At 63.4% G+C, this 26,992-nt stretch carries 23 protein-coding genes; 10 read left to right on the forward strand and 13 right to left on the reverse strand.

The window, feature by feature from the left end:
- The first annotated feature begins 29 nt into the window (after window positions 1-29).
- Window positions 30-1,076, forward strand: a complete 1,047-nt coding sequence (locus I6L48_RS12150; protein ID WP_042016940.1) for an alpha/beta hydrolase — start codon at window positions 30-32, stop codon at window positions 1,074-1,076.
- A 193-nt stretch (window positions 1,077-1,269) separates the two neighbouring features.
- Window positions 1,270-1,473, forward strand: a complete 204-nt coding sequence (locus I6L48_RS20970) for a DUF6719 family protein (protein WP_353933824.1) — start codon at window positions 1,270-1,272, stop codon at window positions 1,471-1,473.
- Between the two features lie 104 nt (window positions 1,474-1,577).
- Here I6L48_RS20970 and prpF read toward each other — a convergent pair whose 3' ends face one another.
- From prpF to prpB, 4 genes are all read right to left on the reverse strand, one after another.
- Window positions 1,578-2,777: a 2-methylaconitate cis-trans isomerase PrpF gene (gene prpF, locus I6L48_RS12155; RefSeq protein ID WP_113070095.1), complete on the reverse strand. Its 1,200-nt coding sequence runs from the start codon at window positions 2,775-2,777 to the stop codon at window positions 1,578-1,580.
- Window positions 2,778-2,934: 157 nt separating this feature from the next.
- Complete coding sequence (gene acnD / locus I6L48_RS12160) at window positions 2,935-5,553, reverse strand: Fe/S-dependent 2-methylisocitrate dehydratase AcnD (RefSeq protein ID WP_216987273.1); 2,619 nt, start codon at window positions 5,551-5,553, stop codon at window positions 2,935-2,937.
- Window positions 5,553-6,710: a 2-methylcitrate synthase gene (prpC, locus tag I6L48_RS12165; RefSeq protein ID WP_113070096.1), complete on the reverse strand. Its 1,158-nt coding sequence runs from the start codon at window positions 6,708-6,710 to the stop codon at window positions 5,553-5,555. Before prpC ends, acnD begins: the two co-directional genes overlap by 1 nt.
- 64 nt (window positions 6,711-6,774) lie before the next feature.
- A complete protein-coding gene (gene prpB, locus I6L48_RS12170; protein ID WP_113070097.1) occupies window positions 6,775-7,674 on the reverse strand; it encodes a methylisocitrate lyase in 900 nt (299 codons plus the stop codon).
- A 383-nt stretch (window positions 7,675-8,057) separates the two neighbouring features.
- Between prpB and I6L48_RS12175 the strand changes: the two genes are divergently transcribed.
- Entirely contained in the window at window positions 8,058-9,611 is a 1,554-nt protein-coding gene (locus I6L48_RS12175) for a PAS domain-containing methyl-accepting chemotaxis protein (protein ID WP_113070098.1), read from the forward strand.
- Between the two features lie 103 nt (window positions 9,612-9,714).
- On the opposite strand, the gene I6L48_RS12180 is transcribed toward I6L48_RS12175, so the two are convergent.
- A complete protein-coding gene (locus I6L48_RS12180) occupies window positions 9,715-11,307 on the reverse strand; it encodes a GGDEF domain-containing protein (protein ID WP_039038778.1) in 1,593 nt (530 codons plus the stop codon).
- Between the two features lie 88 nt (window positions 11,308-11,395).
- On the opposite strand from I6L48_RS12180, the gene I6L48_RS12185 reads away from it, so the two are divergent.
- The 6 genes from I6L48_RS12185 (at window position 11,396) to maiA (ending at window position 16,942) form a co-directional block, all read left to right on the forward strand.
- Entirely contained in the window at window positions 11,396-12,040 is a 645-nt protein-coding gene (locus tag I6L48_RS12185; RefSeq protein WP_029314720.1) for a TIGR01621 family pseudouridine synthase, read from the forward strand.
- On the forward strand, window positions 12,037-12,690 hold the full coding sequence (locus I6L48_RS12190; protein ID WP_216987274.1) for an HAD family hydrolase: 654 nt from the start codon (window positions 12,037-12,039) through the stop codon (window positions 12,688-12,690). The genes I6L48_RS12185 and I6L48_RS12190 overlap by 4 nt, the downstream gene beginning before the upstream one ends.
- Window positions 12,691-12,929: 239 nt before the next feature.
- Entirely contained in the window at window positions 12,930-14,084 is a 1,155-nt protein-coding gene (hppD, locus tag I6L48_RS12195) for a 4-hydroxyphenylpyruvate dioxygenase (RefSeq protein ID WP_216987275.1), read from the forward strand.
- Window positions 14,077-15,225, forward strand: a complete 1,149-nt coding sequence (locus I6L48_RS12200; protein WP_104454326.1) for a homogentisate 1,2-dioxygenase — start codon at window positions 14,077-14,079, stop codon at window positions 15,223-15,225. Before hppD ends, I6L48_RS12200 begins: the two co-directional genes overlap by 8 nt.
- Before the next feature lie 10 nt (window positions 15,226-15,235).
- Entirely contained in the window at window positions 15,236-16,234 is a 999-nt protein-coding gene (locus I6L48_RS12205) for a fumarylacetoacetate hydrolase family protein (protein WP_216987276.1), read from the forward strand.
- A gap of 69 nt (window positions 16,235-16,303) precedes the next feature.
- On the forward strand, window positions 16,304-16,942 hold the full coding sequence (gene maiA, locus I6L48_RS12210; protein WP_216987277.1) for a maleylacetoacetate isomerase: 639 nt from the start codon (window positions 16,304-16,306) through the stop codon (window positions 16,940-16,942).
- Between the two features lie 72 nt (window positions 16,943-17,014).
- Here the strand turns inward: maiA and I6L48_RS12215 are convergent, their stop codons facing one another.
- The 5 genes from I6L48_RS12215 to I6L48_RS12235 all read right to left on the reverse strand — a co-directional run bounded on the left by I6L48_RS12215 (window position 17,015) and on the right by I6L48_RS12235 (window position 21,565).
- Window positions 17,015-17,638 carry a glutathione S-transferase family protein gene (locus I6L48_RS12215; RefSeq protein ID WP_139737036.1) on the reverse strand — a complete coding sequence of 208 codons (624 nt, stop codon included), beginning with the start codon at window positions 17,636-17,638 and terminating at the stop codon, window positions 17,015-17,017.
- Window positions 17,639-17,766: 128 nt separating this feature from the next.
- Window positions 17,767-18,267 carry a thioredoxin family protein gene (locus tag I6L48_RS12220; RefSeq protein WP_216987278.1) on the reverse strand — a complete coding sequence of 167 codons (501 nt, stop codon included), beginning with the start codon at window positions 18,265-18,267 and terminating at the stop codon, window positions 17,767-17,769.
- Window positions 18,268-18,434: 167 nt separating this feature from the next.
- Window positions 18,435-20,099, reverse strand: a complete 1,665-nt coding sequence (asnB, locus tag I6L48_RS12225; protein ID WP_010675117.1) for an asparagine synthase B — start codon at window positions 20,097-20,099, stop codon at window positions 18,435-18,437.
- Window positions 20,100-20,305: 206 nt separating this feature from the next.
- The gene (locus I6L48_RS12230) at window positions 20,306-20,674 is read right to left on the reverse strand and encodes a cupin domain-containing protein (RefSeq protein WP_041213049.1); all 369 of its coding nucleotides are present in this window, start codon (window positions 20,672-20,674) and stop codon (window positions 20,306-20,308) included.
- Window positions 20,675-20,815: 141 nt separating this feature from the next.
- Window positions 20,816-21,565 (reverse strand): HAD-IIA family hydrolase, encoded by a 750-nt coding sequence (locus I6L48_RS12235; RefSeq protein ID WP_010675115.1) that lies wholly within the window; start codon window positions 21,563-21,565, stop codon window positions 20,816-20,818.
- 201 nt (window positions 21,566-21,766) lie between these two features.
- Between I6L48_RS12235 and I6L48_RS12240 the strand changes: the two genes are divergently transcribed.
- Window positions 21,767-22,786 carry an adenosine deaminase gene (locus tag I6L48_RS12240; protein WP_113070103.1) on the forward strand — a complete coding sequence of 340 codons (1,020 nt, stop codon included), beginning with the start codon at window positions 21,767-21,769 and terminating at the stop codon, window positions 22,784-22,786.
- Window positions 22,787-22,860: 74 nt separating this feature from the next.
- On the opposite strand, the gene I6L48_RS12245 is transcribed toward I6L48_RS12240, so the two are convergent.
- From I6L48_RS12245 to I6L48_RS12255, 3 genes are all read right to left on the reverse strand, one after another.
- The gene (locus I6L48_RS12245) at window positions 22,861-23,847 is read right to left on the reverse strand and encodes a zinc-binding dehydrogenase (protein ID WP_113070104.1); all 987 of its coding nucleotides are present in this window, start codon (window positions 23,845-23,847) and stop codon (window positions 22,861-22,863) included.
- Window positions 23,848-23,991: 144 nt separating this feature from the next.
- Complete coding sequence (locus I6L48_RS12250) at window positions 23,992-25,101, reverse strand: alkene reductase (RefSeq protein WP_113070105.1); 1,110 nt, start codon at window positions 25,099-25,101, stop codon at window positions 23,992-23,994.
- A 175-nt stretch (window positions 25,102-25,276) separates the two neighbouring features.
- A complete protein-coding gene (locus I6L48_RS12255) occupies window positions 25,277-26,818 on the reverse strand; it encodes a TerC family protein (RefSeq protein ID WP_039038766.1) in 1,542 nt (513 codons plus the stop codon).
- Window positions 26,819-26,992 lie beyond the last annotated feature (174 nt).

Below are 26,992 nucleotides of genomic sequence, written 5' to 3' on the forward strand. Positions count from 1 at the left end.
AGGCTGGCGACACAATCCTGGTTCATCTCATGACAAGACTCATCATCCTGCTGCTCACCATGATCACACTCTCTTCTGCCCAGGCAGACATGCTCCACTACGCCCAGCGCTTCACCCACCATTCGGCCCTGCTGGGGGAGACGCGGCAATACAGCGTCTCCCTGCCCCAGGAATATGAACGCGAGCCCGGGGCTCGGTTCCCCGTGCTCTATCTGCTCGACGGGGAGAAGAGTCTGCTGGAGGTTGTCGGCATCACCCGGGCCCTGCGGGCCGGGCTCAATCCGGCGATCCCCCCCCTCATCATCGTCGCGGTCCACAACACCGACCGGATGCGGGATTACACCCCGAGCCACACCATGACCTTGCCCAATGGGTCACCGGCGGGGCCCGGCTATGCCGTGACGGGGGGCGGGCCCCGATTCCTGCGCTATCTGAGTGAGGAGCTGCGCCCCCTCATCGAGGAGAGGTTTCGGACCCGGGCGCCGGCCCTGCTGGTGGGCCACTCCCTCGGCGGCCTGCTGGCGCTCGATGCACAGGCGCAAGACGGCGGCCAGTTCCAGGGGGTGATCGCCATCGACGCCAGCCTCTGGTTCGATTACCCCCGCAATTACGAGCGCATCGCGTCGGAGTTGACCGGGCCGCTCAAGCACGCCTCCTCGCTGTTCATGGCGGTGGCCAACAACCCCTTCACCCCGGGATTCGGGCGCTCGGCGTTTCACCGGGATCGCCTGCAGCAGTTTGCCCGGCAGGTGGTGGCAGCGCCCGGCGCAAACCTGAACGTCACCAGCCGCTACTTCGAGGAGGAGGATCACCACAGCGTCTACCACCCCGCCGTCTATCAGGGACTCCAGTGGCTGTTTCAGGGCTATCGGCTGGATCTGGCGCCCGGTCACTTCAGCCGACAGGGGGTGATCGCCCGCTTTGATGCCCTGAACCGCCACCTCGGCAGCGCACTGCGCCCGGAGCTGGGGAGCCTGCGGGACATCAGGGAGAAGGCCGTGCGCTGGCCGCAGATGGCGATCTCCGTGGACGAGGCCGATGCCCTACTGACCCACTACTACGGGTCGAAGCCGTGAAAAGCCGATATTTTTGCCTGTGTCTGGAATCGTCACAACGGCGCCGGAGACGGGTGTCGGTCCGGCGCCATCCCTGGGTACACTGCCGAAACGAGGGGCGCCGGGTCGGTGCCCCGACAGAGGCAGGGAGTGAGCGATGGCGGTTGCAGGAAAGAGGGGAAGCATGCTGGCCCTGTGGTGCAGTACACTCCTGATGTCGGGGTGCAGTGGGTTTGCGCCTGCGCCCATTCCCGTCACCTATCTGAGTCAGGATCCGCCCCCAGGCAGGCTGCCCCTTGGGGAGACCGCCTATGTGGATGACGGTCGCTGCCCACCCGGGCAGGTCAAGCGGCTCATCGGCGGGGACGCGAAGCACAATGTGCCAAGAAAGGTGGAGTGTGTGGCAAGACCACAATGATGATGTGATTTCCACAGCCTGAAACATCCAAGAAAGAGCCCTGAGGCAGTCGCCTTGGGGCTCTTTTCGTCTGGCTGGCCTGGTCGGTGTGATGCCGCAGCGGGCTAGAAGGCATCTCCAGGGACCCGCACCCAGCCTTCCATCAGGATGCGGGCGGAGCGGGACATCACCGCCTTGGTGACCGTCCACTGTCCCGCTACCTGCTCTGCCTGGGCTCCGACTCTCAGGGTGCCGGAGGGGTGACCAAAGCGCACCGCTTCGCGCTCGCCGCCCCCGGCGGCCAGATTGACGAGGGTGCCGGGAATGGCCGCCGCTGTGCCGATGGCCACGGCGCAGGTGCCCATCATGGCGTGGTGCAGCTTGCCCATGGAGAGGGCCCGCACCAGCAGATCGATCTCGCCGGCAATAATCTCCTTGCCGCTGGCGGTGCGGTAATCCTTGGCGGGGGCGATGAAGGCAATTTTCGGGGTGTGCTGGCGAGTGGCCGCCTCTTCGGGGCGCTTGATGAGCCCCATGCGCAGGGCACCGGCAACCCGGATCGCCTCGAAGCGGGCCAAGGCCTCGGGGTCCGTGTTTATCTGCTCGCGCAGCTCGGTGCCCTCATAACCGATGTCCTCGGCGTTGACGAACACGGTGGGGATGCCTGCTCTGATCAGGGTGGCTTTCAGTACGCCGCTCTTTACCACAGACGCGGGCACCTCCAGATCGTCCACCAGATTGCCGGTTGGGAAGAGGGCGCCGCCGTCTTCACCCTCGTCGGACGGGTCGAGAAACTCCAGCACGATCTCGGCGGCGGGGAAGGTCACCCCGTCCAGCTCGAAATCGCCTGTCTCCTGCACCTGGCCGTTCGTCACCGGCACGTGGGCGAGGATGGTCTTGCCGATATTGGCCTGCCAGATGCGCACCTCGCAGGTGCCGTTCTCCGGGATGCGGGACGGGTCCACCAACCCGGCATGGATGGCGAAGGCCCCGGCGCCGGTGGAGAGGTTGCCGCAGTTGCCGCTCCAGTCCACGAATGCCTTGTCGATGGCGACCTGGCCGTAGAGGTAGTCCACATCGTGATCGGGTTGCTGGCTTTTGGAGAGGATCACGCACTTGGCTGTGGAGGAGGTGGCCCCCCCCATGCCGTCCATGTGAGCGCCGTAGGGGTCGGGGCTGCCGATGACCCGCAGGAAGAAGGCATCCCGTGCCGGGCCCGGCTGCTGGCAGCGCTCGGGCAGGTCAGATAAGCGAAAGAAGACCCCCTTGCTGGTGCCGCCGCGAAGGTAGGTGGCCGGGATTTTTACTTGTGGTATGTGGGCCATAGAGAGTGTCCTGAAAAGAGTCATGGATCCTGCTCCCTCTGGGAGAAGGTACCCGAAGGGCGGATGAGGGGGATTTCCCCTCACCCCAGCCCTCTCCCAAAGAGAGAGGGTGCTTTATGCCTTCCCCTTTTTCAAAGGGGCGGAGCGGGGTTGCGATTTAGCTTGCGGCCTTTTGCGCGGTCGACGCCAGGAAGTCCTGGGCGAAGCGTTGCAGCACGCCGCCCGCCTCATAGACCGAGACCTCCTCGGCGGTGTCGAGGCGGCAGGTCATGGGCACCTGGATCACTTCCCCGCTGCGACGGCGGATCACCAGAGTGAGATCGGTGCGCGGTTGGCGCTCCCCCACCACGTCATAGGTCTCGGTGCCATCGAGGCCCAGCGTGAGGCGGGTGGTGCCCGGTTTGAACTCGAGCGGCAGCACCCCCATGCCGATGAGGTTGGTGCGGTGAATGCGCTCGAAGCCTTCCGCTGCGATCACCTCCACCCCGGCAAGGCGCACCCCCTTGGCCGCCCAGTCCCGGGACGAGCCCTGACCGTAGTCGGCACCGGCCACGATGATGAGGGGCTGCTTGCGTGCCATGTAGGTCTCGATGGCTTCCCACATCCGCATCACTTTGCCGTCCGGCTCGACGCGGGCGAGGGACCCCTTCTGCACCACGCCGTTCACTACCGCCATCTCGTTGACCAACTGGGGGTTGGCGAAGGTGGCGCGCTGGGCGGTCAGGTGATCGCCGCGGTGGGTGGCGTAGGAGTTGAAGTCCTCCTCCGGCAGGCCCATCTTGTGCAGATATTCCCCCGCCGCGCTGCCGGGCAGTATGGCGTTGGAGGGGGACAGGTGATCCGTGGTGATGTTGTCCGGCAGCAGCGCCAGTGGCCGCATCCCCTTGAGGGTGCGCTCGCCCGCCAAGGCACCTTCCCAGTAGGGTGGGCGGCGGATATAGGTGCTCTGCGGACGCCAGTCGTACAGGGGCGCCACTTTCGGGCCCTGGTCTTCCTCTATGGTGAACATGGGGATATAGACCTGGCGGAACTGGGACGGCTTGACCGATGCCTTGACCACGGCGTCGATCTCTTCATCAGACGGCCAGATATCCTTGAGGCGAATCTCCTGACCGTCCACTACCCCCAGCACATCTTTTTCAATGTCGAAACGGATGGTGCCTGCGATGGCGTAGGCCACCACCAGGGGGGGCGAGGCGAGAAACGCCTGCTTGGCATAGGGATGGATGCGGCCGTCGAAGTTGCGGTTGCCCGAGAGCACCGCCGTGGCGTAGAGGTCCCGCTCGATGATCTCCTGCTGGATGGCGGGATCCAGGGCACCGGACATGCCGTTGCAGGTGGTGCAGGCAAACGCCACGACGCCGAAGCCGAGCTGTGCCAGCTCATCCATCAGCCCCGCCTCTTTCAGGTAAAGCGCGACCGTCTTGGAGCCGGGGGCCAGGGAGGATTTGACCCAGGGCTTGCGCACCAGGCCGAGCCGGTTGGCGTTGCGGGCCAGCAGGCCTGCGGCAATCACGTTGCGCGGGTTGCTGGTGTTGGTGCAACTGGTGATGGCCGCGATGATGACGGCGCCATCGGGCAAGAGGCCGTCCGCCTCCTGGGCGCGAGCCTTGTCCAGATTCACCGCGATACCGCGCTCCGCCAGGGCGGAGACCGGCAGGCGGCGATGGGGGTTGGAGGGGCCCGCCAGGGTGCGCACCACGCTCGACAAGTCAAAGTGCAGCACCCGCTCGTACTGGGCGCTCGCCAGGGCATCGGCCCAGAGGCCGGCCTCCCTGGCATAGGTTTCCACCAGCCTGACCTGCTCGTCGTCACGGCCGGTGAGCTTGAGGTAGTCGAGGGTCTGCTGGTCGATGAAGAACATGGCCGCGGTAGCGCCGTATTCCGGTGCCATGTTGGAGATGGTGGCCCGATCGCCGAGGGTGAGGGCGGCGGCGCCCTCGCCACGAAACTCCAGATAGGCCCCGACTACCTTCTGCTGGCGCAGGAATTCGGTGAGCGACAGCACCAGGTCCGTGGCGGTGATGCCGGGTTGCGGCTTGCCGGAGAGCTCGACGCCGACGATCGAAGGCAGCCGCATCCAGGAGGCGCGCCCCAGCATCACGTTCTCGGCTTCCAGCCCGCCCACCCCCACCGCGATGACGCCGAGGGCATCCACGTGGGGGGTGTGGCTGTCGGTGCCGACGCAGGTATCCGGGTAGGCCAAACCGCGATCGGCGTGGATGACAGGGGACATCTTCTCCAGGTTGATCTGGTGCATGATGCCGTTGCCAGGCGGGATCACCTCGATGTTCTTGAACGCCTGCTTGGTCCAGTCGATGAAGTGGAAGCGATCCTCGTTGCGCCGATCCTCGATGGCGCGGTTCTTCTCGAACGCCTGGGGGTCAAAGCCGCCGCACTCCACGGCGAGGGAATGGTCGACGATGAGCTGCACCGGCACCACAGGGTTCACTTGGGCGGGCTCTCCCCCCTGCTCGGCGATGGCGTCGCGAAGGCCCGCCAGATCCACCAGGGCGGTCTGCCCCAGGATGTCGTGACACACCACCCGCGCCGGGAACCAGGGAAAGTCGCGATCGTGCTTGCCATGGACTATCTGGCCGAGGCACTCGCCGAGGATGGTCGGATCGCACCGACGCACCAGGTTCTCGGCGTGGACGCGGGCGGTGTAGGAGAGCCTGTCCCAGGCGCCGGGGGTGATGGCGTTCACCGCCTCCCGGGCGTCGAAGTAGTCGAGCTGTGTGCCGGGCAGGGGCTTGCGATATTGCGTGTTGATCATCACTTGCGCTCCTTGAGCGGCACGAACTGGAGATCCTCCGGACCGACGTAGTTGGCGCTCGGGCGGATGATCTTGCCGTCTATGCGCTGCTCGATGACGTGGGCCGACCAGCCTGAGGTGCGGGCGATGACGAACAGCGGGGTGAACATGGCGGTGGGCACCCCCATCATGTGGTAGCTGACGGCACTGAACCAGTCGAGGTTCGGGAACATCTTCTTGACTTCCCACATGGTGGATTCCAGCCGCTCGGCGATATCGAACATCTTGGTGTTGTGCTGCTCCTGGCTGAGCTCGCGCGCCACCTCCTTGATCACCTTGTTTCGCGGATCGGAGACGGTGTAGACCGGGTGGCCGAAGCCGATGACCACTTCTTTTTTCTCGACCCGGGCGCGAATGTCGGCCTCCGCCTCGGCGGGGTTGTCGTAGCGCTTCTGGATCTCGAAGGCCACCTCGTTGGCGCCCCCGTGCTTGGGCCCGCGCAGGGCACCGATGGCTCCCGTGATGCAGGAGTACATGTCCGAGCCGGTGCCGGCGATGACGCGGCCGGTGAAGGTGGAGGCGTTGAACTCATGCTCGGCGTAGAGGATGAGAGAGGTGTGCATGGCGCGCACCCAGGAGGCACGGGGCTTTTCGCCGTGCAGCAGGTGGAGGAAGTGGCCACCGATGGAGTCGTCATCGGTTTCGACGAAGATGCGTTTGCCGTTGTGGCTGAAGTGGTACCAGTAGAGCAACACGGAGCCGAGACAGGCCATCAGCTTGTCGGCGATGTCCCGGGCGCCCGGGTGGTTGTGATCGTCCTTCTCAGGCGACAGGCACCCCAGCACGGAGACGGCGGTGCGCATCACGTCCATGGGGTGGGCGGAGGGAGGCAATTGCTCCAGGGCGGTCCTGACCCCGGTGGGCAGGCCGCGCAGGGCCTTGAGCTTGGCCTTGTAGGCGGCGAGCTCCGCCACATTGGGCAGATGGCCGTGCACCAGCAGGTGGGCTATCTCTTCAAACTCGCAGCTGGTGGCCACGTCCAGGATGTCGTAGCCACGGTAGTGCAGGTCGTTGCCGGAGAGGCCCACGGTACACAGGGCCGTGTTGCCGGCGGCGGTGCCGGAGAGGGCGACGGATTTCTTCGGCTTGAAGCCGGTGGTTTCGGGCAGGGCGCTCATCACATGTTTCCTCATTCAGTCCGTTGAAGCGCCAGCCGCCAGCATGAGGCGGCTGGTCGCCGTCTTATTCCTTGGTCGACAGATCCTGGGTGAACAGCCTGTCCAGGGTCTGCTCGTAGTGGTGGTAACCGAGAAAATCGTAGAGGGACTCCCGGGTCTGCATGGTGTCGACCACGGCGCGCTGGTGGCCGTCACGGCGAAGCGTCTGATAGACATTGAGGGCGGCCTGGTTGGCGGCGCGGGCGGCGCTCAGGGGGTAGAGCACCATGTCGACGCCATGCAAGGCGAGCGCCTCCTTGTCAAACAGATCGGTCTTGCCGAACTCGGTCATGTTGGCGAGGATCGGCACCCCGGCCGCCTGCTTGAAGCGATCGTACTGATCCAGCTCGGTGACCGCCTCGGCGAAGATCATGTCGGCACCGGCCTCCACATAGGCTGCGGCCCGCTCCAGGGCCGAGCCCAGCCCTTCCACCGCCAGGGCGTCGGTGCGGGCCATGATGACGAAATGTTCGTCCTGGCGGGCATCCACTGCGGCCTTGATCCTGTCCACCATCTCCGAGACCGTGACCACCGCCTTGTTCGGCCTGTGACCGCAGCGCTTCTGGGCCACCTGATCTTCCATGTGGACGGCGGCTACACCGCCACGCTCGAAGGCGCGAATGGTGCGGGCGATGTTGAAGGCGCCCCCCCAGCCGGTGTCGATGTCCACCAGGAGTGGCACCTGGGTGGCAGCCGTGATGCGTTCGGCATCGATGAGCACGTCATTCATGGAGGTCATGCCGAGATCCGGCAGGCCATAGGAGGCATTCGCCACCCCTGCGCCGGAGAGATAGAGGGCCTGGAAGCCGCTGCGCTCGGCCATCAGCGCCATGTAGGCATTGATGGTGCCGACAATCTGCAGGGGCTTTTCGTTGGCCAGGGCCGTGCGAAAACGCCTGCCGGCCGAGGGGGAGAGGTTGGACATGGTGACTCCTTTCATGGGGTGCGTGTCTGCTGGATGTGTAGGGTGAACGGTACCATCTCACACTACGTTTACGTTAACGTCAATTATGCTTAGGTCCAAGATCGCATCAAGTGCGCTCTCCCCTGACGGGGTTCCCTGCAACGCCAGTATCACAGACTCGTTGGAACCATTTTGGGGTGTGATGCATCGTGCGGGAGAGAGGTGAACCTGGGAAAATGTCGAGTGTTTTTTGGCCAAATCGGGGCATTTGGGGTCAAAATCTTGCGCGGCGTCAAACAGGATGCAAATTGTGCCTCAGCCATCCTCCCCGACTGGGTCTCTGCGTTGCTTGCCCGTAGGCGTTTGGCTACGCTCAGTGGGTGATCAAACAAGGGGTGTGCGCCATGAAGAAAAGCCAGGTTCATCTCATCGACGAAGAGGTGGATTTTCCTGCCAATGAACAGCTGGTCTCCACTACGGACCTGCAGGGTGTGATCACCTACGCCAATGATCACTTCTGCCGGGTAGCGGGGTACAGCCGGGCCGAGCTCATCGGCCAGCACCACAACATGGTTCGCCACCCGGACATGCCCAAGGCCGCCTTTGCTGACCTCTGGGGCAAGCTCAAGCAGGGCAAACCCTGGCGCGGCATGGTGAAAAACCGCTGCAAGGATGGGCGTTACTATTGGGTGGATGCTTATGTCACCCCTATCTTCGAGCAGGGGCGGATCAATGGCTACCAGTCGGTCCGCAGTCGCGCCGCGCCGGAGATGAAAGCCGTGGCCGGGCGCACCTATGCCAGATTGAAGAGCGTGGAGCGGGGGGAGCGAAAGGGCGGATTGAGCCTGCGCCCGATGCGCCACGGGCTGGCCATCATCGGTGTCTTGCTGATGCTGGCAGGGGGGGCCTATCTGATGGGGCCCTGGGGGCCGCTGTTCACCCTGTTGCCTCTCTTGTGGCTGGCCCTGATCTATCGTGACACCCTCATCACCACCCCCCGTTATCTGCGACAGCTCGCGGACGAATATGACAGCCTGACCCGGCTCATCTATTCGGGGGAGGATGCCAGTGCTATTGCAGACTTCCACATCAAGCTGTTGCAGGCCAGGATCCGCACCGTCCTTGGACGAGTGGACGATGCGACCCTCTCCCTGCAGGATCTCGCGGTGCATCTGAAAACAGCCTCCAGCGAGGCGAGCGCCGACATCGCCGAACAGGATGTCCAGACCCAGCAGGTGGCGACGGCCATCACCGAAATGGCGGCGACAGCCCACGAGATTGCCCGCAATATCCTGGAGACGGACAACCAGATAGCCCAGGCCAAGGCGCACTGCCAAAACACCGACCAGCAACTGGAAGATACCCAGCACAGGGTGACGGAGCTGGCCACCCAGGCAGAGCATGCCTTCACGGCCGCCGTGGCACTGGCGGAGGAGTCGGATCGCATCGGTGTGCTGATGAGCGAGATCCAGGGCATTGCGGATCAGACCAATCTGCTGGCGCTCAACGCCGCCATCGAGGCGGCGCGGGCAGGGGAGCAGGGGCGAGGCTTTGCGGTGGTGGCGGACGAGGTGCGAACCCTTTCCACGCGCACCCACAAGGCGACCGAGCAGATCCAGAGCAGCATAGGCCAGATCCAGCGTACCCTGAACGGCTGGAAGGGCATGATGCAGCAGAACCTGCAACAGACCCAATCCTGCGTGACCCTGACCCGCCAGGGATCAGAGAGCCTGCATCAGGTGCTGGCGGAAATAGAACGGGTGGTGGACCTCTCGGCCCAGATCTCGACGGCGGCAGAGGAGCAGCAGGCGGTGGTGGAGGACATCAGCCGCAACGTCAACGCCATCTCCCAGCACTCCCACACCAACAGCAACAAGATGCAGGACATGGACGCCTCGAGCGACATCCTGCTCACCAAGGCTCGCCAGCTCAAATCCCTGGGGCAGACCTTCGGGTAAGAGCGGTCAGACTCATGCAATGCAGGAAGGCCACCCCTGGGGTGGCCTTCCTGTTTATTGGTTTCACGGGGGTATCGGCTCTGTGTGCCGGGAGATGAGCCAGTCAGCCGGACTGCTCCGCCAGCGTGATGACGCGGCCACCCTTGTCACAATACATGGCCCTGTCGGCCTGGATGAGCCACTGCTCCGGGCTCCAGTCATGCTGGTAGTGGCTGACGCCGATGCTGATGCCCACCTGCATCGGCTGGTCATTGACCACGAAGGGGGCCTGCATGGCCTGGCGGATCACGGCGGTGACCTCCTCTGCCTGACGGATATCGTAGCCAGGCAGCAGCAGGATGAACTCGTCCCCCGCCAAGCGGGCAAAATAGCACTGGTGGCCGATGGCGTCGTGGATCCGTCGGGCCAGCTGGCAGAGGATGGCATCCCCCTGGCTGTGGCCGAAGTTGTCGTTGATGCGCTTGAAGTCATTGAGATCACAAAACAGCAGGCAGCCCGGATTGTCGCTTTGCACCTGGTGTTTCAACTGCTCCATCAGGCTCAGGCGATTGGGCAGTCCGGTAAGGGGATCGAGGCGGGCCAGTTGCAGTATCTCCTGCTCTCGCTGTTTGCGCAGGGCCACTTCCTGGTTGAGCCGCTTGTTGCTCATCAGAAGATAGAGGGAGAGCAGCAGGATGAGACCACCAACACCCAGGCTTAGCAGGAACCATGGACGCCAGAAGATCCACTGTTCTGAGGGAACCTGATAGAGGAAACGGGTCAGGGAGACCGGTTTGGCAAGGAGGCCTATCTCCACCAGCTGCTGCATGATGTGAGCGAAGCGATCCGGATTCATATACCCGATCTCCACATAGAGCGGCTGGATCATCTCCTTGCTCATCTGCAACTCGTATTCCATGTGGGCCTGGCTGCGGTTGACGCCATACTCCGTGCGCAGCAGGGCGATGGCTTCCTCGGGGTGGGTGAGGGCATAGCGCCATCCCTTGAGGCTGGCTGCACGAAAACGTGCCACCCGCTCCGGATTGAGCCGCTCCTGTGCCTGGGTGGTGAAGAGAATGTCGCTGTAGAAATCGATGCCGTAGTTGCGAGGGTTGATGACGGACACCGAGATGCCGCGCTCTTCCAGATAGAAGGGCTCATTGCTCAGATAGGCGTTGAAGATGTCTATCCGGCCGGCGATCAGATCGTCGATGTTGACCGAAGTGGGTACCGGGATGAGCTGGCGCTCGTGAAGCCCCTGATAGTAGAGGGTGGCCAGCAGTTCGGCATCCTGATGACCCGGAAACATCATGATCCGTTTGCCACGCATGTCCGCAACGGTGAGAATGCCGCTGTCGCGGCGTGCCAGGAAGATGGAGGGAGAGTGCTGGTAGACGCTGGCCAGCGCCAGCAGCGGCTTGCCCTGGGCGTAGTGGGTCAGCACCTCGGTGTTGCCGACGCCAAAGTCGGCGCGTCCGGCCAGCACCTCCTGAACCGGACTTATTCCCTTGCCACCTGGCCTTATCTCGACATCCAGACCAGCGTCGGCGTAATACCCCTTGGCCTTGGCCATGTGATAGCCCACAAACTGGGGCTGATGCAGCCAGCGCAACTGCAATACCACCTTCTCCGGCAGATCACGTGTCCGTTCACTGGCCTGGAGGGGCGAGAAGCAAGTGATGCCAAGCAACAACAGCCAAAACAGGCATTTTTTCATTCGTGCGATTCTTGTGCTGAGGGTCCATGAAGATGGCCTGCAGGCCTGCATTCAAGTTCTTAACAAGTAACATTCTAAAGGGTTATACATGTACCGGATACAATTGCAGCACAAAGATTTCATGGTGATCAACAAGCGTCCGGGCATTGGCATGCACGATGATGCCGGCGAGCCGGGTCTCGTCAATCGGGTCAGAATGGATACCGGTCTTGACCTCTATCCGGTCCATCGACTGGACAAGATGACCTCTGGGCTGGTGCTGCTGGCCCGCACCGCCGAAGCGAATCGCGCCCTCAGCATGGCTTTCGCGGCGCGGGAAGTGAGCAAGCAGTATCTGGCCCTCTCCGATCGCAAGCCGAAGAAGAAGCAGGGCTGGGTGAAGGGTGACATGGAGAAAGGGCGAGGCGGCAGCTGGATGCTGAGCCGCACCCAGGATAACCCGGCCATCAGCTGGTTCGACTCCGTTTCGGTGCGCGAGGGGCTGCGCCTTTATCGCATCAAGCCCCGGACCGGCAAGACCCACCAGATCCGGGTGGCCTTGAAGAGCGTGGGAGCCCCCATCCTCGGGGATGAGCGTTACGGCGGCACGGCGGCGGATCGCGGTTATCTGCACGCCTGGCGCCTCGCCTTCACCCTGGCAGGTGAGAGCTTCGATCTCGTCTGTCCGCCCGATGAGGGGGCGCTGTTCCTCCTGCCCGAGTTGCATGCCGCCATCGCAGAGATCACCGAATGAGCGCTGCAGCCGCGAGAGTCCCAGCCCGCGGCTGGATCCTGGCCGACTTCGATGACACCCTGGCGCCGGATGACAGCCATGCGGGGTTGCTGCGTTTCATCTTGCGCCGCCGTATCTGGCCGCTGCTGCTGTGGCCACTGATGGCGTTCGGTGCCGTGCTCTATCTGCTGCCAGGTCAGCGCAGTCGCGGCATTGCACTCATCTGGTGGGCCATCACCCTCGGGCTATCCCCCCTGGCCTGGCGCGCCCTGGTACGGCAGTACAGCCTGACCCGGCCCGGCCTGTATCGGGAGGCGCGAGCCCTCCTGACGGGGGAGGGGTGCCGCTGCTGGGTCATCTCCGCCAGTCCCCGCGCCCTGGTCCGTGCCCAGCTCCATCGTCAATTGCCAAGGCCCCCTCACCGCATCATCGGCTCGCGGATGGGTTACCGTTTTGGCGGCCTGGTGCCGCGCTTCTATTGCCATGGCAGGCACAAGCTGCTGCCGGAGCTCCTGACCCTGGAGGCCGCACTCACCCTGAGTGACAGCTTGCACGATCTGCCCCTGCTGGCGTTGGGGGAGCAGGCTTGGCTCATCAACCCGCAAAGGACTCGATTGCTAAAGGCGAGGGCGGTGCTGCCCCATATCGAACCCCGTTATTGGTCGCTGTAAGGCAAAGCTGACAGCCTTGCGGGACGCTAACGAGCGCAGTGCAAGGTTGGGGCTGAGATGTCACATTTCATTTACATTTTTTGGCGCAGATCCCCGCCAAACTATCTGAACGCCGCCCCTTCTCATTCCCTGCGCTCGCCACTCTAATGAAACAAGTTGTTAACAATGCCGTGCGGGCTGCCTGTCGAGCCCTTGCGGCGTGAACCGTTTCGTTATCAGTTCATCGCAAGGAGCGCATCATGACCACCCCTTCTTCCCGTACTCACACCATCAACCCCCTTGGCACCGACGGGTTTGAGTTCGTCGAGTACACGGCGCCGGATCTCAAGGACATTGCGGCTCTCAAGGCGCTGTTCGTCTCACTGGGCTTTGCCGAAGTGGCCAAGCACAGGCACAAGCAGTGCTGGCTCTATCGCCAGGGGGACATCAACTTCGTGGTCAATGCCGAGCCCCACTCCCAGGCGGAGGAGTTTGCCCGGGCCCATGGTCCGAGCGTGTGCGGCATGGCGTTTCGGGTGAGCGATGCCGGCCGCGCCCAGCAGTACGCCATCGGCCAGGGGGCCAAGCCGTTTGTGGGCAAAATCGGCCCCATGGAGCTCAACATCCCCGCCATCTACGGCATCGGCGAGAGTACCCTCTCCTTTGTCGATCGCTATGGTGAGCGGGGCTCCATCTATGACGTGGACTTTATCTTCTACCCCGACTGGCAGGCCCGCATGGCCGAGGTGGACGCGGGGCTTTATGAGATCGACCACCTGACCCACAACGTCCATCGCGGCAACATGAACCTCTGGTCGAATTTCTACGAGCGGATCGGCAACTTCCGGGAAATCCGCTACTTCGACATCGAGGGCAAGCTAACCGGATTGCACTCGCGCGCCATGACGGCCCCCTGCGGCAAAATTCGCATTCCCATCAACGAGTCGGCGGACGACAAGTCCCAGATAGAGGAGTACCTGCGCCAGTACAAGGGGGAGGGGATCCAGCACATCGCGCTCGCCTCTGCCGACATCTATCACACCATCCGCACGCTCAGAGGGCGGGGAACCGGCTTCATGCCGACGCCGGACACCTACTACGAGAAGGTGGACAGCCGGGTCGCGGGTCATCAGGAGGATCTGGCGGCGCTGAAGGCGCTGCGCATCCTCATCGACGGCTCGCCGACGAAGGACGGCATCCTGCTGCAGATCTTCACCGATACCGTGATCGGGCCTGTGTTCTTCGAGATCATCCAGCGCAAGGGCAACGAGGGCTTTGGTGAGGGCAACTTCCAGGCACTGTTCGAATCCATCGAACTGGATCAGATCCGCCGTGGCGTGCTGGACGGATCCACGCAAGGGGAGGTGAACAGTGCCGCTCAGGGCCAGAAAAACGGAGAACCGAGCGATGCGTAACTGGATAAGCTTCCCCCATCGGGAGGGAACCCACTCCCGCCAGGCCCATGCCGATCTGCCGGAGCAGGCCATCTATGAGCGCGAGCTGGGGCGCTCGGGCTTCTTCGGTCCGGCCACCCACATGCACCACAAGCATGCTCCCACCGACTGGGTCAACTGGGAAGGGCCGCTTCGGCCACGGGCGTTTGATCTGAACGATCTGCAGGAGGAGGTGAGCTCCCTCTCCCCCTGGGTGATGCCGGATATTCTCAGCAACCCCCACTGCCGCTACCGCATCTGGCGCCTGCATGAGCCCATGCCGTTTCTGGTGCGAAACGCCGATGGCGACGAGCTCCTGTTCATTCACGAGGGGAGCGGAGAGTTCTACTGCGACTACGGACACCTCATCTTGAGAGATGGCGACTATGTGGTGATCCCCCGTGGCACCATGTGGCGCATCGAGCCCACCGCGCCCCTCTTCATCCTGATGATAGAGGCGACGGAAGACAGTTATCAGCTGCCGGACAAGGGACTGGTGGGCAATCACGCCATCTTCGATCCGGCGGCCCTGGACGTGCCCGCCATCAACGAGCGCTTCCTGGCCCAGCAGGATGAAAACCCCTGGTCGCTGCAGATCAAGCGCCACGATCAGGTCTCGGTCGTCACCTGGCCGTTCAACCCGCTGGATGCACAAGGGTGGCACGGGGACTTGTGCGTGGTGCGCCTCAACTGGCGGGATATCCGCCCGCTGATGAGCCACCGCTACCACCTGCCTCCCTCGGCTCACTCCACCTTCGTGGCGAGCCGGTTCGTGGTCTGCACCTTCGTGCCGCGTCCCATCGAGAGTGACCCAGGCGCCCTGCGGGTGCCCTTCTACCACAGCAACGACGACTTCGACGAAGTGCTCTTCTACCACGCCGGGGACTTCTTCAGCCGGGACAACATCAAGCGGGGCATGGTCACCTTCCACCCTGCCGGCTTCACCCATGGTCCCCATCCCAAGGCCTTTGCGGCGGGACTGGCTCATGCCAAGACCTTCACCGACGAGGTGGCGGTGATGCTCGACACCCGGGATGCCCTGGCCGTCGGCCCGATCTGCGAAGGGGTCGAACACCCCGGTTATGTCACCAGCTGGCAGCGTCCAGAGACGCTCGGCAAATAAGGAATTCGATATGAAACTGGCAACCCTGAACAATGGCAAGCGCGACGGCGCCCTGGTGGTGGTGAGCCGCGATCTGGCGCGCGCCGTCCACGTGACGACCATTGCCCCGACCCTGCAGTCGGCCCTCGACCAGTGGGGCGAAGTGGCGCCGCAATTGGCGAAGGTTTATCAGCGACTCAACGAGGGCGCCTGCCCCGACGCCTTCCCCTTCGATGAGACCGCCTGCCTCTCCCCGCTGCCTCGCGCCTACCAGTGGATTGACGGCAGTGCCTACGTCAATCACGTGGAGCTGGTGCGCAAAGCGCGCGGCGCCGACATGCCAGAAAGCTTCTGGCACGATCCCCTGATGTATCAGGGAGGCTCTGACAGCTTCCTGCCGCCCCGTGGCCCCATCGTGATGGGCTCCGAGGAGTGGGGCATCGACTTCGAGTCTGAAGTCGCCGTCATCACCGACGACGTACCCATGGGCACCTGTTCGCAGGGGGCGGCGAGCCACATCAAGCTCTTGATGCTGGTCAACGACGTGAGCCTGCGCAACCTCATTCCCGGGGAGCTTGCCAAGGGCTTCGGCTTCTTCCAGTCCAAGCCCTCCAGCAGCTTCTCGCCGGTGGCCATCACCCCGGACGAGCTGGGGGATGACTGGCGCGATGGCAAGGTCCACCTGCCCCTGGTGACCCACCTCAACGGCGCCCTGTTCGGGCAGCCCGACGCCGGGGTGGACATGACCTTCACCTTCCATGAGCTGATTGCCCATGCCGCCAAGACAAGGCCGCTCGGGGCGGGCTGCATCATCGGCTCGGGCACCGTCTCCAACTACGACAGAAGCCGGGGATCCTCCTGCCTTGCCGAGCGGCGGATGCTGGAAATTATCGAGTCAGGTCAAGCCACTACACCCTTTCTGCGCTTTGGTGATACAGTGTCCATCGCGATGCAGGATCGCAACGGGATGAGTCTGTTTGGCACCATTTTGCAGCGGGTCACGCAAGCAACGGCCGAGCGGGCGAGCTAGGAGAGCCCGACCCCTGGAGGGGCGGGCGACACGGCAGGTGGCAGACACCTGCCACCACAGGGACACACTATGCTGCAGTTGTTTGGATATTGGCGCTCATCGGCCAGCTTTCGCGTGCGTTTGGTACTGCAACTCAAGGGGCTCGATTATGAGCAGCACCCGGTCAACTTGCGGCAGGGTGAGCAGAAGGAGAAGGCCTACCGCCGGGTCAATCCCCAGGGGCTGGTGCCGTTTCTCGTGGACGATGACGTGCATCTGGGTCAGTCGGTGGCCATCATGGAGTACCTCGACGAGACCTATCCCGCCTACCCCCTGATGCCCTCCGCCCCCATCGAACGTGCCCGGGTGCGCCAGATAGTCAACATGATCGCCTGTGACACCCACCCCCTCAACAACCTGCGCGTGCTGCACCACCTGGAGCAGGAGCTGGGGCAGAGCAAGATGGCGCGGGATGCCTGGTATCGCCACTGGATTGACGAGACCTTCACCGCGCTGGAGCAGCTTCTCATGACCACCGCCGGCATCTATTGCGTGGGCAACGAGGTCACCCTGGCGGACTGCATGCTGGTGCCCCAGGTCTACAATGCCCGCCGCTTTGACATGACCCTGGATGACTACCCCACCATTGCGCGCATCGTCGCCAACTGCGAGCAGTTGCAGGCCTTTATCAAGGCCGCCCCCGCCAATCAGCCGGATGCCCAGCCCTGAAGCTGTGCAGACCGGGCCAGCGCGTTGGCCCGGTCTGCCGTCTCTTTCCTTGCCCGGGTTATCTTGCTCGCCTCAGGGCGTGCCATTGGCCCCATAGCGTCGAAACCCCGGCCGCTCTTTCAGTCGCTGGTAGTAGTCGTCCACGGCGGGTAGCGACGGGCGATCATAGGGCGTCTCCAGCCAGCGGTTGACTGACAGCCCGATGGGAATGTCTGCCAGCGAGAAGTGCGGACCGGCCACATATCCTCCGGTTGTTTGAAGCTGTCTCTCCAGGATCTCCATGCAGTGAGACCACTGCAGGCAAGCTGCATGAAGGGCCTGATGGTCTTGATGCTGGGGGGAGCGTCTCACCAGCGACAGGAAGGCGTAGCGCCAGGCGGTGTTCAAGTCCGATGCCTGCCAGTCAATCCATTGATCGACCCGAGCCCTGGCTCTCGCCTCGGCGGGATAGAGTGCATTGGCACCATGGCGCGTCGCCAGGTAGCGGATGATGGTGTTCGACTCCCACAGCGTAAAATCCTCATCCTGAATGACGGGCACCATAGCATTGGGGTTGAGCGCCAGAAACGCCGGGGTGTCCGTGGGTTTGAAGCCGGATCCCCACTCCTCCAGCTCGAAGGGGAGGGCCAGTTCGGCGCAAGTCCACAGTACCTTGCGCACATTGATTGACGACGCCTTGCCCAGTATTCGCAACATCTTTTTCGTCCTTGTCCGGGGTGATGGATGGCCTGTTTGTCGCAGACATGCCACTTCCCTGTTTGCGTAGCCATCAAGGCCCTGCACTGTCACTGACCGTGCGGGGCCCTGTTTTATGGACTGGCGAGTCAGCCGTGGGTGGTCCTGGGCTGGAAATAGGCGATAAATTTGCCGAGTTTCTCCCCGTCGTAACTCTTCCCCTTCTCCAGCAGCCCGGTGTTGAAGGACTCGAGCAGCCTGCCCGTGGCATCCAGCACGTAGAAGTGGGGGACCCCCAGATACTCGGGATAGGCTTTCAGGAAGGATTCATTCTTGTTCTGCTCGCTGACGTTCACCTTGACCACCACGAAGGTGCGGTTGAGCTGGCCGGCGAGATCGGGTTCCCGGTCCAGAAAGCGGTTCATCTCCTGGCACCAGCTGCACCATTCGCCCCCCACCAGCAACAGGACTTTCTTGCCCTCGGCACTGGCCTTGGCGGTAGCGGCGGCGAGATCGCGGGCCGGATCCCGCGTCTCGTCATAACCCTGGCTGTAATCGGGCAGGCTCTGACTCCAGAGGTGGTCGCCCGCGCAGGCGGCGCCATTGAAAAGGAGGGAGCCCAGTATCAGGGGCAGTAACAGTCGTTTCATGGTCTCTTCCTTGTGTCGTTATCTTTGCTTCCAGGCGCAGACAATGTGACACGAGGCGTTTCCTGCGCCAAGCCGCAAACAGGGAAGGGGAAGGCAAAAAGCGGCAATGGAATGGCAGAAAACAACAAAGCCCCTCGAGAGGGGCTTTGTATTCAGGTCAGGGGCGATCAGTAACCCTGCTGGTGGACGTCCATCACGGCGCGACCGGAGGGGTCGGCCATCTCCTTGAACTTGGCATCCCATTCGAGCGCGGTCGGGGTGGAGCAGGCGACCGACTTGCCGTAGGGCACAGTGCGGGCGGCGGACTCCAGCGGGAAGTGCTCGTCAAAGATGGCGCGGTAGTAGTACGCCTCCTTGGTGAGCGGGGTATTGACGGGGAAGCGGAAGGCCGCCGCCTCGAACATCTGATCCGTCACCTCTTCCTCGACCATGGCTTTCAGGCTGTCAATCCAGGAGTAGCCCACGCCGTCGGAGAACTGCTCCTTCTGGCGCCACGCCACTTCGTGGGGCAGCAGATCCTCGAAGGCTTCCCGCAGGATGTGCTTCTCGATCTTGCCCTTGCCGCACATCTTGTCGGCGGGATTGAGGCGCATCGCCACGTCCATGAACTCCTTGTCGAGGAAGGGCACGCGGCCTTCCACGCCCCAGGCGGCCATGGACTTGTTGGCCCGCAGGCAGTCATAGAGGTGCAGGGAGGCGAGCTTGCGCACGTTCTCCTCGTGGAACTCACGGGCGTTGGGGGCCTTGTGGAAGTAGAGGTAGCCGCCGAACAGCTCGTCGGAGCCTTCGCCAGAGAGCACCATCTTGATCCCCATCGCCTTGATGTAGCGGGCCATCAGATACATGGGCGTGGAGGCGCGGATGGTGGTGACGTCATAGGTCTCGAGGTGATAGATGACGTCCCGCAGGGCATCCAGCCCTTCCTGCACGGTGAAGTGGATCTGGTGGTGGATGGTGCCCAGGTGATCGGCCACCTTGCGGGCGGCGGCGAGATCCGGCGACCCTTCCAGGCCGACGGCGAAGGAGTGCAGCTGGGGCCACCAGGCTTCGCTCTTGCCATCGTCTTCCACCCGGCGGGCGGCATAGAGCTTGGTGATGGCGGAGATGACGGACGAATCCAGACCACCGGAGAGCAGCACGCCATAGGGCACGTCGCACATCAGCTGGCGCTTGACCGCCGCTTCCAGGGCCGCTTTGAGCTCGGCCTTGTCGCTGACGTTGTGCTCGACCGGCGCGTATTCCATCCAGTCCCGTTTGTACCACTGTTTGAGCTCGCCATCCTTGCTCCACAGGTAGTGTCCCGGCGGGAAGGTTTCGACGCTCTTGCACACGGGCACCAGCGCCTTCATCTCGGAGGCGACATAGAAGTTGCCGTGTTCGTCGCGGCCGGTATAGAGGGGGATGATCCCCATGTGGTCGCGACCAATCAGGTAGGCATCCTGCTCGGCGTCATAGAGGATGAAGGCGAAGATGCCGTTCAGATCGTCCAGGAACGCCGGGCCTTTCTCCTTGTAGAGGGCCAGCAGCACTTCACAGTCGGAGTGGGTCTGGAACTGGAAGTCGACCTTGAGGTTCTTCTCCAGCTCCTTGTGGTTGTAGATCTCGCCGTTGACGGCCAATACGTGCGTGCGCTCGGGGTTGTAGAGAGGCTGTGCGCCGTTGCCCGGATCGACGATGGCCAGACGCTCGTGCACCAGGATGGCCTTGTCGGAGCTGTAGACGCCGGACCAGTCAGGCCCGCGGTGACGCAGTCGCTTGGACATCTCCAGGGCCGATTTGCGCAGGGCAGTGGCGTCGGTCTTGATGTCCAGAATGCCGAAAATAGAACACATTGGCGGTAATCCTCTTGATTTTTATATGAGCCCCCCACGTTTGGGCTCGAAATTCCATTTACATTCCTCGCCAATCACAATGCCTAGCGGAAAACCCTTTTGCAAGCGGGAAAACCGCAGAAAATCATGCCGTAAGCGTCAAGTTGCGCCAGAGGATGGCGGCCGTCCGGCCGCCTGAAGAGAGAGGGTCAGGGTTGACGTGCGCGTCAAGTCGCGGCGGGTTCGAAGATAACATAGAGCTTGCGGCAAGGGGTGAGGGTCTCCCACTGCCCGACAAAACCGGCGGGAATGACGAACTGATCCCCCGGTTTTAGGTGCAGCCGGCCGCCCTGCTCGTCGTGGATCACCGCCTCCCCTTCCAGCATCTGGCAGTATTCGTGTTCGGTATAGTGAACGGCCCAGCAGCCCGGCTCGCAAGCCCAGAAGCCCACGTGAAACTGCTGGCTCGGGTCTGAGTAGTGGTTCCATGCCGTCTGGCTCGGCGTTCCGGCCCTGATGCGCTCGGGGGCGGGCATCAGCGGGGTGGGGGAGACAGTGTGCTTGTCCAGCAGGATCCAGTCGTTCAGGCTCTTCATGGTGCGTCCTTGAGTGGCGAAGGAGCATCCTGCTCCCGTTTAGTTTGTTTAACGATGTTGCGCTTACGTTAAACGAAACGGGCCCCCTTTGCCAAGGGGGCCCGTGCAGGCTGAAGGCTACCGGAAGGGCGGCACCCGGGATCAGACGATGTCGATGTCCACCACGGAGTCGAAGATGTGGTTCGGTCGAAACGGCATGCGGTCGATGTCCGCCACCTTGCTCACCCCGGAGAGCACCAGCACCGTCTCGAGACCGGCCTGGAAGCCTGCCAGGATGTCGGTGCGCAGGTTGTCGCCGATGATGATGGTGTCGTCGGAGTGGGCCTCCATCCGGTTGAGGGCCGCGCGAATGATCCAGGCGCTCGGCTTGCCGACATAGAAGGGCTTCTTGCCGGTCATCCGCTCGATGGGGGCGCACAGGGCGCCGCAGGCCGGGTACATCAGGGGGCCGTGGGTGTCGGGGTTGGTGGCGATGAAGCGGGCCCCCTGATCCACGAACTTGGCGCCCTGCTGCATCATGGTCCAGTTGTAGTTGCGGGTCTCCCCCACCACCACGAAGTCCGGGTCGATGTCGGTGATGGTAAAGCCGGCCTTGTAGAGCTCGTGGGTCAGGGCCCCTTCGCCAATCACATAGGCCTTCTTGCCATCCTGGCGCTTGAGAAAGTCGGCGGTGCCCATGGCGGAGGTGTAGAAGCACTCCTCGGGCACCTCTATTCCGGCGGAGCGGAAGCGGTTTTGCAGATCTTTCTGGGTCTGGGCCGGGTAGTTGGTGAGGAACAGGAGCTTGCTGCCCTGCTCCAGCAGGCGGTGGACGAAGCGGTCGGCGCCGGGAATGAGATCGTTGTTGTGCAGGATGACGCCGTCAATGTCACAGATGACGTTTTTCTTCATGAATTCTCCTTGTAGGGCGCAAGAGCGGGGACAGGGCATCCCTCTGTTCGTCTCTTCAATCGGTTATGGTTTTTGTGCCGCCATTATAAGGCCCTTTGATGACAAGTCTCCTCCGGCGGGCCAGATGGGTGCACAATGAAGGCGAAGGGAGGGCGCCGCCCCGGTGGTGTCCGCACGGAGTCTGACGATGGAGCCGTCATCATGGAGCACTTTATTGCCGGCTTGCCCAAGCTGGAACTGCACCTGCATATCGAGGGGACCCTCGAACCCGAGCTGATGTTCGCCCTCGGTCAGCGCAACGGGGTGGCGCTGCCCTGGCCCGATGTTGGCAGCCTGCGCGCCGCCTATGAGTTCGACGGCCTGCAATCCTTCCTCGATCTCTACTACCTCGGTGCCAGCGTGCTCATCCACGAACAGGATTTCTTCGACCTCACCTGGGCCTATCTCGAGCGCTGCGTTGCCGATCACGTGGTGCACGTGGAGATCTTTTTCGACCCCCAGACCCACACCGCCCGCGGCGTGCCCTTTGCCACCGTGCTGGGGGGCATCGAGCGGGCGCTACAGGCTGGCGAAGCAGCCTTTGGCATCAGCTGGCGGCTCATCATGAGCTTCCTGCGCCACCTGAGTGAAGAGGCGGCATTCGCCACCCTGGCAGAGGCCACGCCGCACCTGGCGCGCCTGCACGGGGTCGGCCTCGATTCGGGGGAGCAGGGCAACCCGCCCAGCAAGTTTGCCCGGGTCTTCGCTCGCTGCCGCGAGCTGGGGCTGCCGCTGGTGGCCCATGCCGGCGAGGAGGGACCTGCGGACTACATCTGGCAGGCGATCCGGGAGCTCGGAGTGCAACGCATCGATCACGGGGTGCGCTGCGTCGAGGATCCCGCGCTGTTGAGCTACCTGGCCGACACCCGGCTGCCCCTCACCGTCTGCCCCCTCTCCAACGTGCGGCTCAGGGTGTTTGACCAGATGGCCCATCACAATGTGCTGAGGCTGCTGGAGCAGGGGCTCTGCGTCACCGTGAACTCCGACGATCCCGCCTATTTCGGGGGATACCTGGGGACCAACTTCCAGGCCCTGGCCGACGGGCTTGGCGCCAGCCAGGAGCAGCTGTGCCGCCTCAGTCTCAATGCCGTGGAGGCGAGCTGGCTGAGCCTCGCGGACAAGGTGCGTCTGACCCGGGACATTCGCCTCCATGCCGCCCTGCACGGGGTGAGCCTGCACTGAGCAGGTCGCCTTGCACACCTTGAATGGAGGAGGCCCGCTATGGCGGGCCTCTTTGAGCCATCGTTGGGCGGGTATCAACCCACTCTCACCAGATACTTTTCCCCTTGTCCCTCCTGCTTGACGCGAGTGAGAAGGGAGGGCAGGGCGTCGAAGTCGCCCACCACCAGCGGCGGCAGGGTCAGCTCGCCGCTCGCCATCTGCGCCATCATGGCGACACCGGCCGCCACCAGACGGCTCCACTGTTTGTCCGAGCCAAAGGCGTGCTGGGCGCCGAGGGCAATCTCGTGCAATGAGTGGCAATGGCTAAAGGCGGGCAGCGGGTTGCGCGCGATGCGCCCGAGCACCGTCACCATGTGGCCGTAATAGCCAAGGGCAGGCAGCAAGGCTTCTGCCTGCTGGCTGGAGACCAGATCGATGATCCCATCGAAGGGTTCACCGCCGTTGGCGGCCTGCAACTGGGCCAGCCAGTCGGGATCCCGATAGTCCGCCACCCCCTGCACGCCTAGCTGTTTGAGCCACTGGTGGTGGCGCGGGCTGGCGCTGGCAAAGACGCGGGCCCCCTGCTTAAGGGCAAGTTGCACCGCGAAGCGGCCGACACTGCTGCCAGCCCCCGTGATGAGCAGGGCCTCCCCGTGCAGGTGAGGCAGCTTGGCCAGCGCCTGCCAGGCGGTGAGGCCGGGGCAGGGGAGCGCGGCGGCCGCCTCGTCGCTCAGGGCATCGGGCACCGGCATCAGGGCGCGAGCCGGCACCAGGGTGTGGCGGGCAAAGCTGCCGCCGTGGCGCAGGTCGGTGTGATAGGCGACCCGGGTGCCGGGGCGCAGGTGGGTGACGTTGGCCCCCAGTGTCACCAGGGTGCCCATGCCATCGACGCCGGGCACATGGCCTGGCTGCCAGTGGGGATGACCCTGTTCGATGAGTTTCCAGTCCACCGGATTGAAGGCGATGATCCGGTTGGCGACGAGGACCTCGTCGGGCCCGGGGGTGGGGAGCGCTTGCCGGGTGAGGGTGAGCTGGTCCGGTTCGCCGGGGGCGTGCCAGCACCAGGCCTGGGTATGGGTCATGGTGACTCCTTGGATGAGAGGGGTGGGTGCCTTGATTGAATTACATGGCGTAACAATGCCTTGAATTACTGTTGCACTGGCAAGACAACAAGGCGAGCCCCCTGTTGGAGGGCCCGCCCTGGAAGAGGTTCGGCGCCAGCCGCCCTATGCCCGCTCTGCCCCATAGACGGGGTAATCGGTCAGCCCTTTCTCGCCGCCGCCAAACAGGGTGGCGGGATCATGGGGGGCGAACGGATGGCCGTGGCGCAGGCGGTTCGGCAAGTCGGGGTTGGCCACGAAGGGGCGACCGAAGCCAATCATGTCGGCCCAGCCCGCCTCGATGGCGGTGCGGGCGCGTTCCCCATCGTACTTGCCGGCGTAGATGAGGGTGTTGGGGAAGGCGTCGCGCAGCCCCTGCTTGAAGCTCTCCGCCATCAGGGGGGCGTCGTCCCAGTCCGCTTCGGCGACGTGCAGATAGACCACGCCGAGCTGGCCCAGCAGGCGTGCGGCGGCCAGATAGGTCTCCTGGGGGTTGGCATCCACGGTGCCGTTGAGGGTGGTGAGCGGCGCAAGGCGTACCCCGACCCGGTCGGGACCGATCTCGTCACAGACCGCCTCGGTCACCTCTTTGAGGAAACGCAGCCGGTTTTCGAGCGAACCGCCATAGCCGTCGGTGCGGGTATTGGACTCGGAGTCGAGGAATTGGTTGATGAGGTAGCCGTTGGCGGCGTGCAACTCGATGCCGTCAAAGCCCGCCTCCATGGCGTTGCGGGCGGCCTGGCGAAACTGCCCCACCACGGCGTCGATGTCGGCCTGGGTCATGGCGCGCGGGGTGACGGTCTCCACAAACCCCGGGGCATCGCTGCCGTTGTCGACGAACACCTTCACTCCCTTGGCCTGGATGGCGGAGGAGGAGAGGGGCTGGGCGCCGCCGATGTTGTCAGGATGGGTGACCCGGCCCACGTGCCAGAGCTGGGCGAACATGATGCCCCCCTCGGCGTGGACCGCGTCTGTTACCTGCTTCCAGCCTGCCACCTGCTCGGCGCTGTGGATGCCCGGCGTCCAGGCGTAGCCCTTGCCCAGGGGATCTATCTGGGTGCCTTCGCTGATGATGAGGCCGGCCCCGGCACGCTGGGCGTAGTAGGTCGCCATCATGGCGTTGGCCACGTCCCCGGGCTGGCTGGCGCGGGAGCGGGTCATGGGGGGCATGACGATGCGGTTGGCAAGGTGCAGCTGGCCGAGGCGAAGGGGGCAGAACAGGGGATCGTGGTGCATGATGGATTCCTCAATCTTTGGGAGTGAGGTGACTTTAGAGGGGATTGTTATTGTGAAAAAGAGGGGGGATTGCAGAAGAGAATTGCCGTTATCGCAGCAATGGCCCGGGAGGGGCCGGGCTCGGGCCAGAAAAAAGAGGGCCAAAGGCCCTCTTTTGCTGCATTGCCACCGATGATCAGGGGGAGAGTGGGGTGACCCGTACTCGCTCGATGCGCCGCTCGCTCACGGCCATGACCTCGAAGCAGAACTGGCCGAGGTGCAACTGCTGACCGACGTCGGGCAGGCTGCCGAAGTGGGAGAGCAGCATGCCCGCCAGGGTCACGTACTCGTCGCTCTCGCTCACCAGCCCGTCGCAGTTCAGTGCCTGCTCCACCTGATGGATGTTGGTGGTGCCGTGGATGAGCCAATGCTCGCCCTCGCGCACCACATCGGGGGTCTCGTCCTCGTCCGGCAGCTCGCCGACGATGGCCTCCAGCAGATCGTGGTTGGTGACCAGCCCCTGGATGACGCCAAACTCGTCCGCCACCAGAATGAGGCTGCCCCTGGCCTGACGCAGCTCCGCCAGCAGCCGGATCACGTTGATGGTCTGGGGCACGATGACGGGCTCGTTCTGTCTGGCAAGCGCTGCCAGGGATTGCCCCTCGTTGAGGGCAAACAGCAGATCCCGAGCCTTGACCACCCCGATGATCTCGTCCAGCTCCCCGTCACAGACCGGGAACAGGCTGTGGGGGGCCCGTTGCAGCAGGGCGCGGATCTCGTCCTCGCTGTCGCTCACGTCGATCCACTCCATCTCGGAGCGTGGGGTCATGATGGTGCGAATGGAACGCTCGGCCAGCGACAGCACGCCGCTCACCATGTAACGCTCCTCTTCACCGAAACCGGGGGGCAGGGGCTGAGCCTGCACCTCTTCTTCGTCTTCCTGCGGGTGGGCGGAGCGCTTGTTCCCCCCCATCAGCTTGAAGATGGCGGCGGTGGTGCGCTCGCGCAGGGGCTGGCGCGCCTCATGGCGCAGGGCACTGCGCTGGGCGAGCTGGTTGAAGAACTCGATGAGCACCGAGAAGCCGATGGCCGCGTAGAGGTAGCCCTTCGGAATGTGGAAGCCGAAGCCCTCCGCCACCAGGCTGAAGCCGATCATCAAGAGGAAGCTCAGGCAGAGCACCACCACAGTGGGGTGGGCGTTGACGAAGCGGGTCAGGGGCTTGGAGGCGAGCACCATCACTACCATGGCGATGGTCACGGCCGCCATCATGACGCCGAGGTGATCCACCATGCCGACGGCGGTGATGATGGAGTCCAGGGAGAAGACCGCATCCAGCACCAGGATCTGGGCGATCACCACCCCGAACCCGGCATAGACGCCGGTGCCGCCTTGCTCCTCGGGCTTGGCCTCGAGTCGCTCATGCAGCTCGGAGGTGGCCTTGAACAGCAGGAAGAGGCCGCCTCCCATCAGGATGAGATCCCGACCGGAGAAGGGGTGATCCCAGATGTGCAGCAGAGGAGCCGTGAGGGTGACCAGCCATGACATGATGGTGAGCAGTCCCAGGCGCATCAGCAGGGCCAGGGAGAGACCGATGATGCGCGCCTTGTCCCGCTGGGCGGGGGGCAGTTTTTTCACCAGGATGGCGATGAAGACCAGGTTGTCGATCCCGAGAACGATTTCCAGGATGATCAGGGTAAGCAGACCGACCCAGATTGACGGGTCCAGCAAGAATTCCATGTGATTGACCTCAATGAAGACAGATGCAGTGAATCGTGGTCACGGCGTGGCCGTGGTGACGGAGACGATCGCTTCAGAGGCGTTGGTTGAGCAGGTACAGATAGGCTTTGATGGGAAAAGACGAAGGGCTACTTCGGGGATTGTCCATGATGGGCAATAAAACCTCGGGTCAAA

The organism is Aeromonas sp. FDAARGOS 1418, from assembly GCF_019048585.1.
GTDB lineage: Bacteria > Pseudomonadota > Gammaproteobacteria > Enterobacterales > Aeromonadaceae > Aeromonas > Aeromonas caviae.

Coding starts and splice junctions, on each gene's coding strand:
- I6L48_RS12215 (WP_139737036.1), bottom strand. CDS start 17,638: ATGTTGCGAATACTGGGCAAGGCGTCGTCAATCAATGTGCGCAAGGTA.
- I6L48_RS12185 (WP_029314720.1), top strand. CDS start 11,396: ATGTACCGGATACAATTGCAGCACAAAGATTTCATGGTGATCAACAAG.
- maiA (WP_216987277.1), top strand. CDS start 16,304: ATGCTGCAGTTGTTTGGATATTGGCGCTCATCGGCCAGCTTTCGCGTG.
- I6L48_RS12205 (WP_216987276.1), top strand. CDS start 15,236: ATGAAACTGGCAACCCTGAACAATGGCAAGCGCGACGGCGCCCTGGTG.
- I6L48_RS12235 (WP_010675115.1), bottom strand. CDS start 21,565: ATGAAGAAAAACGTCATCTGTGACATTGACGGCGTCATCCTGCACAAC.
- I6L48_RS12250 (WP_113070105.1), bottom strand. CDS start 25,101: ATGCACCACGATCCCCTGTTCTGCCCCCTTCGCCTCGGCCAGCTGCAC.
- hppD (WP_216987275.1), top strand. CDS start 12,930: ATGACCACCCCTTCTTCCCGTACTCACACCATCAACCCCCTTGGCACC.
- I6L48_RS20970 (WP_353933824.1), top strand. CDS start 1,270: ATGTCGGGGTGCAGTGGGTTTGCGCCTGCGCCCATTCCCGTCACCTAT.
- I6L48_RS12245 (WP_113070104.1), bottom strand. CDS start 23,847: ATGACCCATACCCAGGCCTGGTGCTGGCACGCCCCCGGCGAACCGGAC.
- asnB (WP_010675117.1), bottom strand. CDS start 20,099: ATGTGTTCTATTTTCGGCATTCTGGACATCAAGACCGACGCCACTGCC.
- I6L48_RS12150 (WP_042016940.1), top strand. CDS start 30: ATGACAAGACTCATCATCCTGCTGCTCACCATGATCACACTCTCTTCT.
- I6L48_RS12175 (WP_113070098.1), top strand. CDS start 8,058: ATGAAGAAAAGCCAGGTTCATCTCATCGACGAAGAGGTGGATTTTCCT.
- prpF (WP_113070095.1), bottom strand. CDS start 2,777: ATGGCCCACATACCACAAGTAAAAATCCCGGCCACCTACCTTCGCGGC.
- I6L48_RS12240 (WP_113070103.1), top strand. CDS start 21,767: ATGGAGCACTTTATTGCCGGCTTGCCCAAGCTGGAACTGCACCTGCAT.
- I6L48_RS12255 (WP_039038766.1), bottom strand. CDS start 26,818: ATGGAATTCTTGCTGGACCCGTCAATCTGGGTCGGTCTGCTTACCCTG.
- I6L48_RS12180 (WP_039038778.1), bottom strand. CDS start 11,307: ATGAAAAAATGCCTGTTTTGGCTGTTGTTGCTTGGCATCACTTGCTTC.
- I6L48_RS12190 (WP_216987274.1), top strand. CDS start 12,037: ATGAGCGCTGCAGCCGCGAGAGTCCCAGCCCGCGGCTGGATCCTGGCC.
- I6L48_RS12230 (WP_041213049.1), bottom strand. CDS start 20,674: ATGAAGAGCCTGAACGACTGGATCCTGCTGGACAAGCACACTGTCTCC.
- prpC (WP_113070096.1), bottom strand. CDS start 6,710: ATGAGCGCCCTGCCCGAAACCACCGGCTTCAAGCCGAAGAAATCCGTC.
- I6L48_RS12220 (WP_216987278.1), bottom strand. CDS start 18,267: ATGAAACGACTGTTACTGCCCCTGATACTGGGCTCCCTCCTTTTCAAT.
- prpB (WP_113070097.1), bottom strand. CDS start 7,674: ATGTCCAACCTCTCCCCCTCGGCCGGCAGGCGTTTTCGCACGGCCCTG.
- acnD (WP_216987273.1), bottom strand. CDS start 5,553: ATGATCAACACGCAATATCGCAAGCCCCTGCCCGGCACACAGCTCGAC.
- I6L48_RS12200 (WP_104454326.1), top strand. CDS start 14,077: ATGCGTAACTGGATAAGCTTCCCCCATCGGGAGGGAACCCACTCCCGC.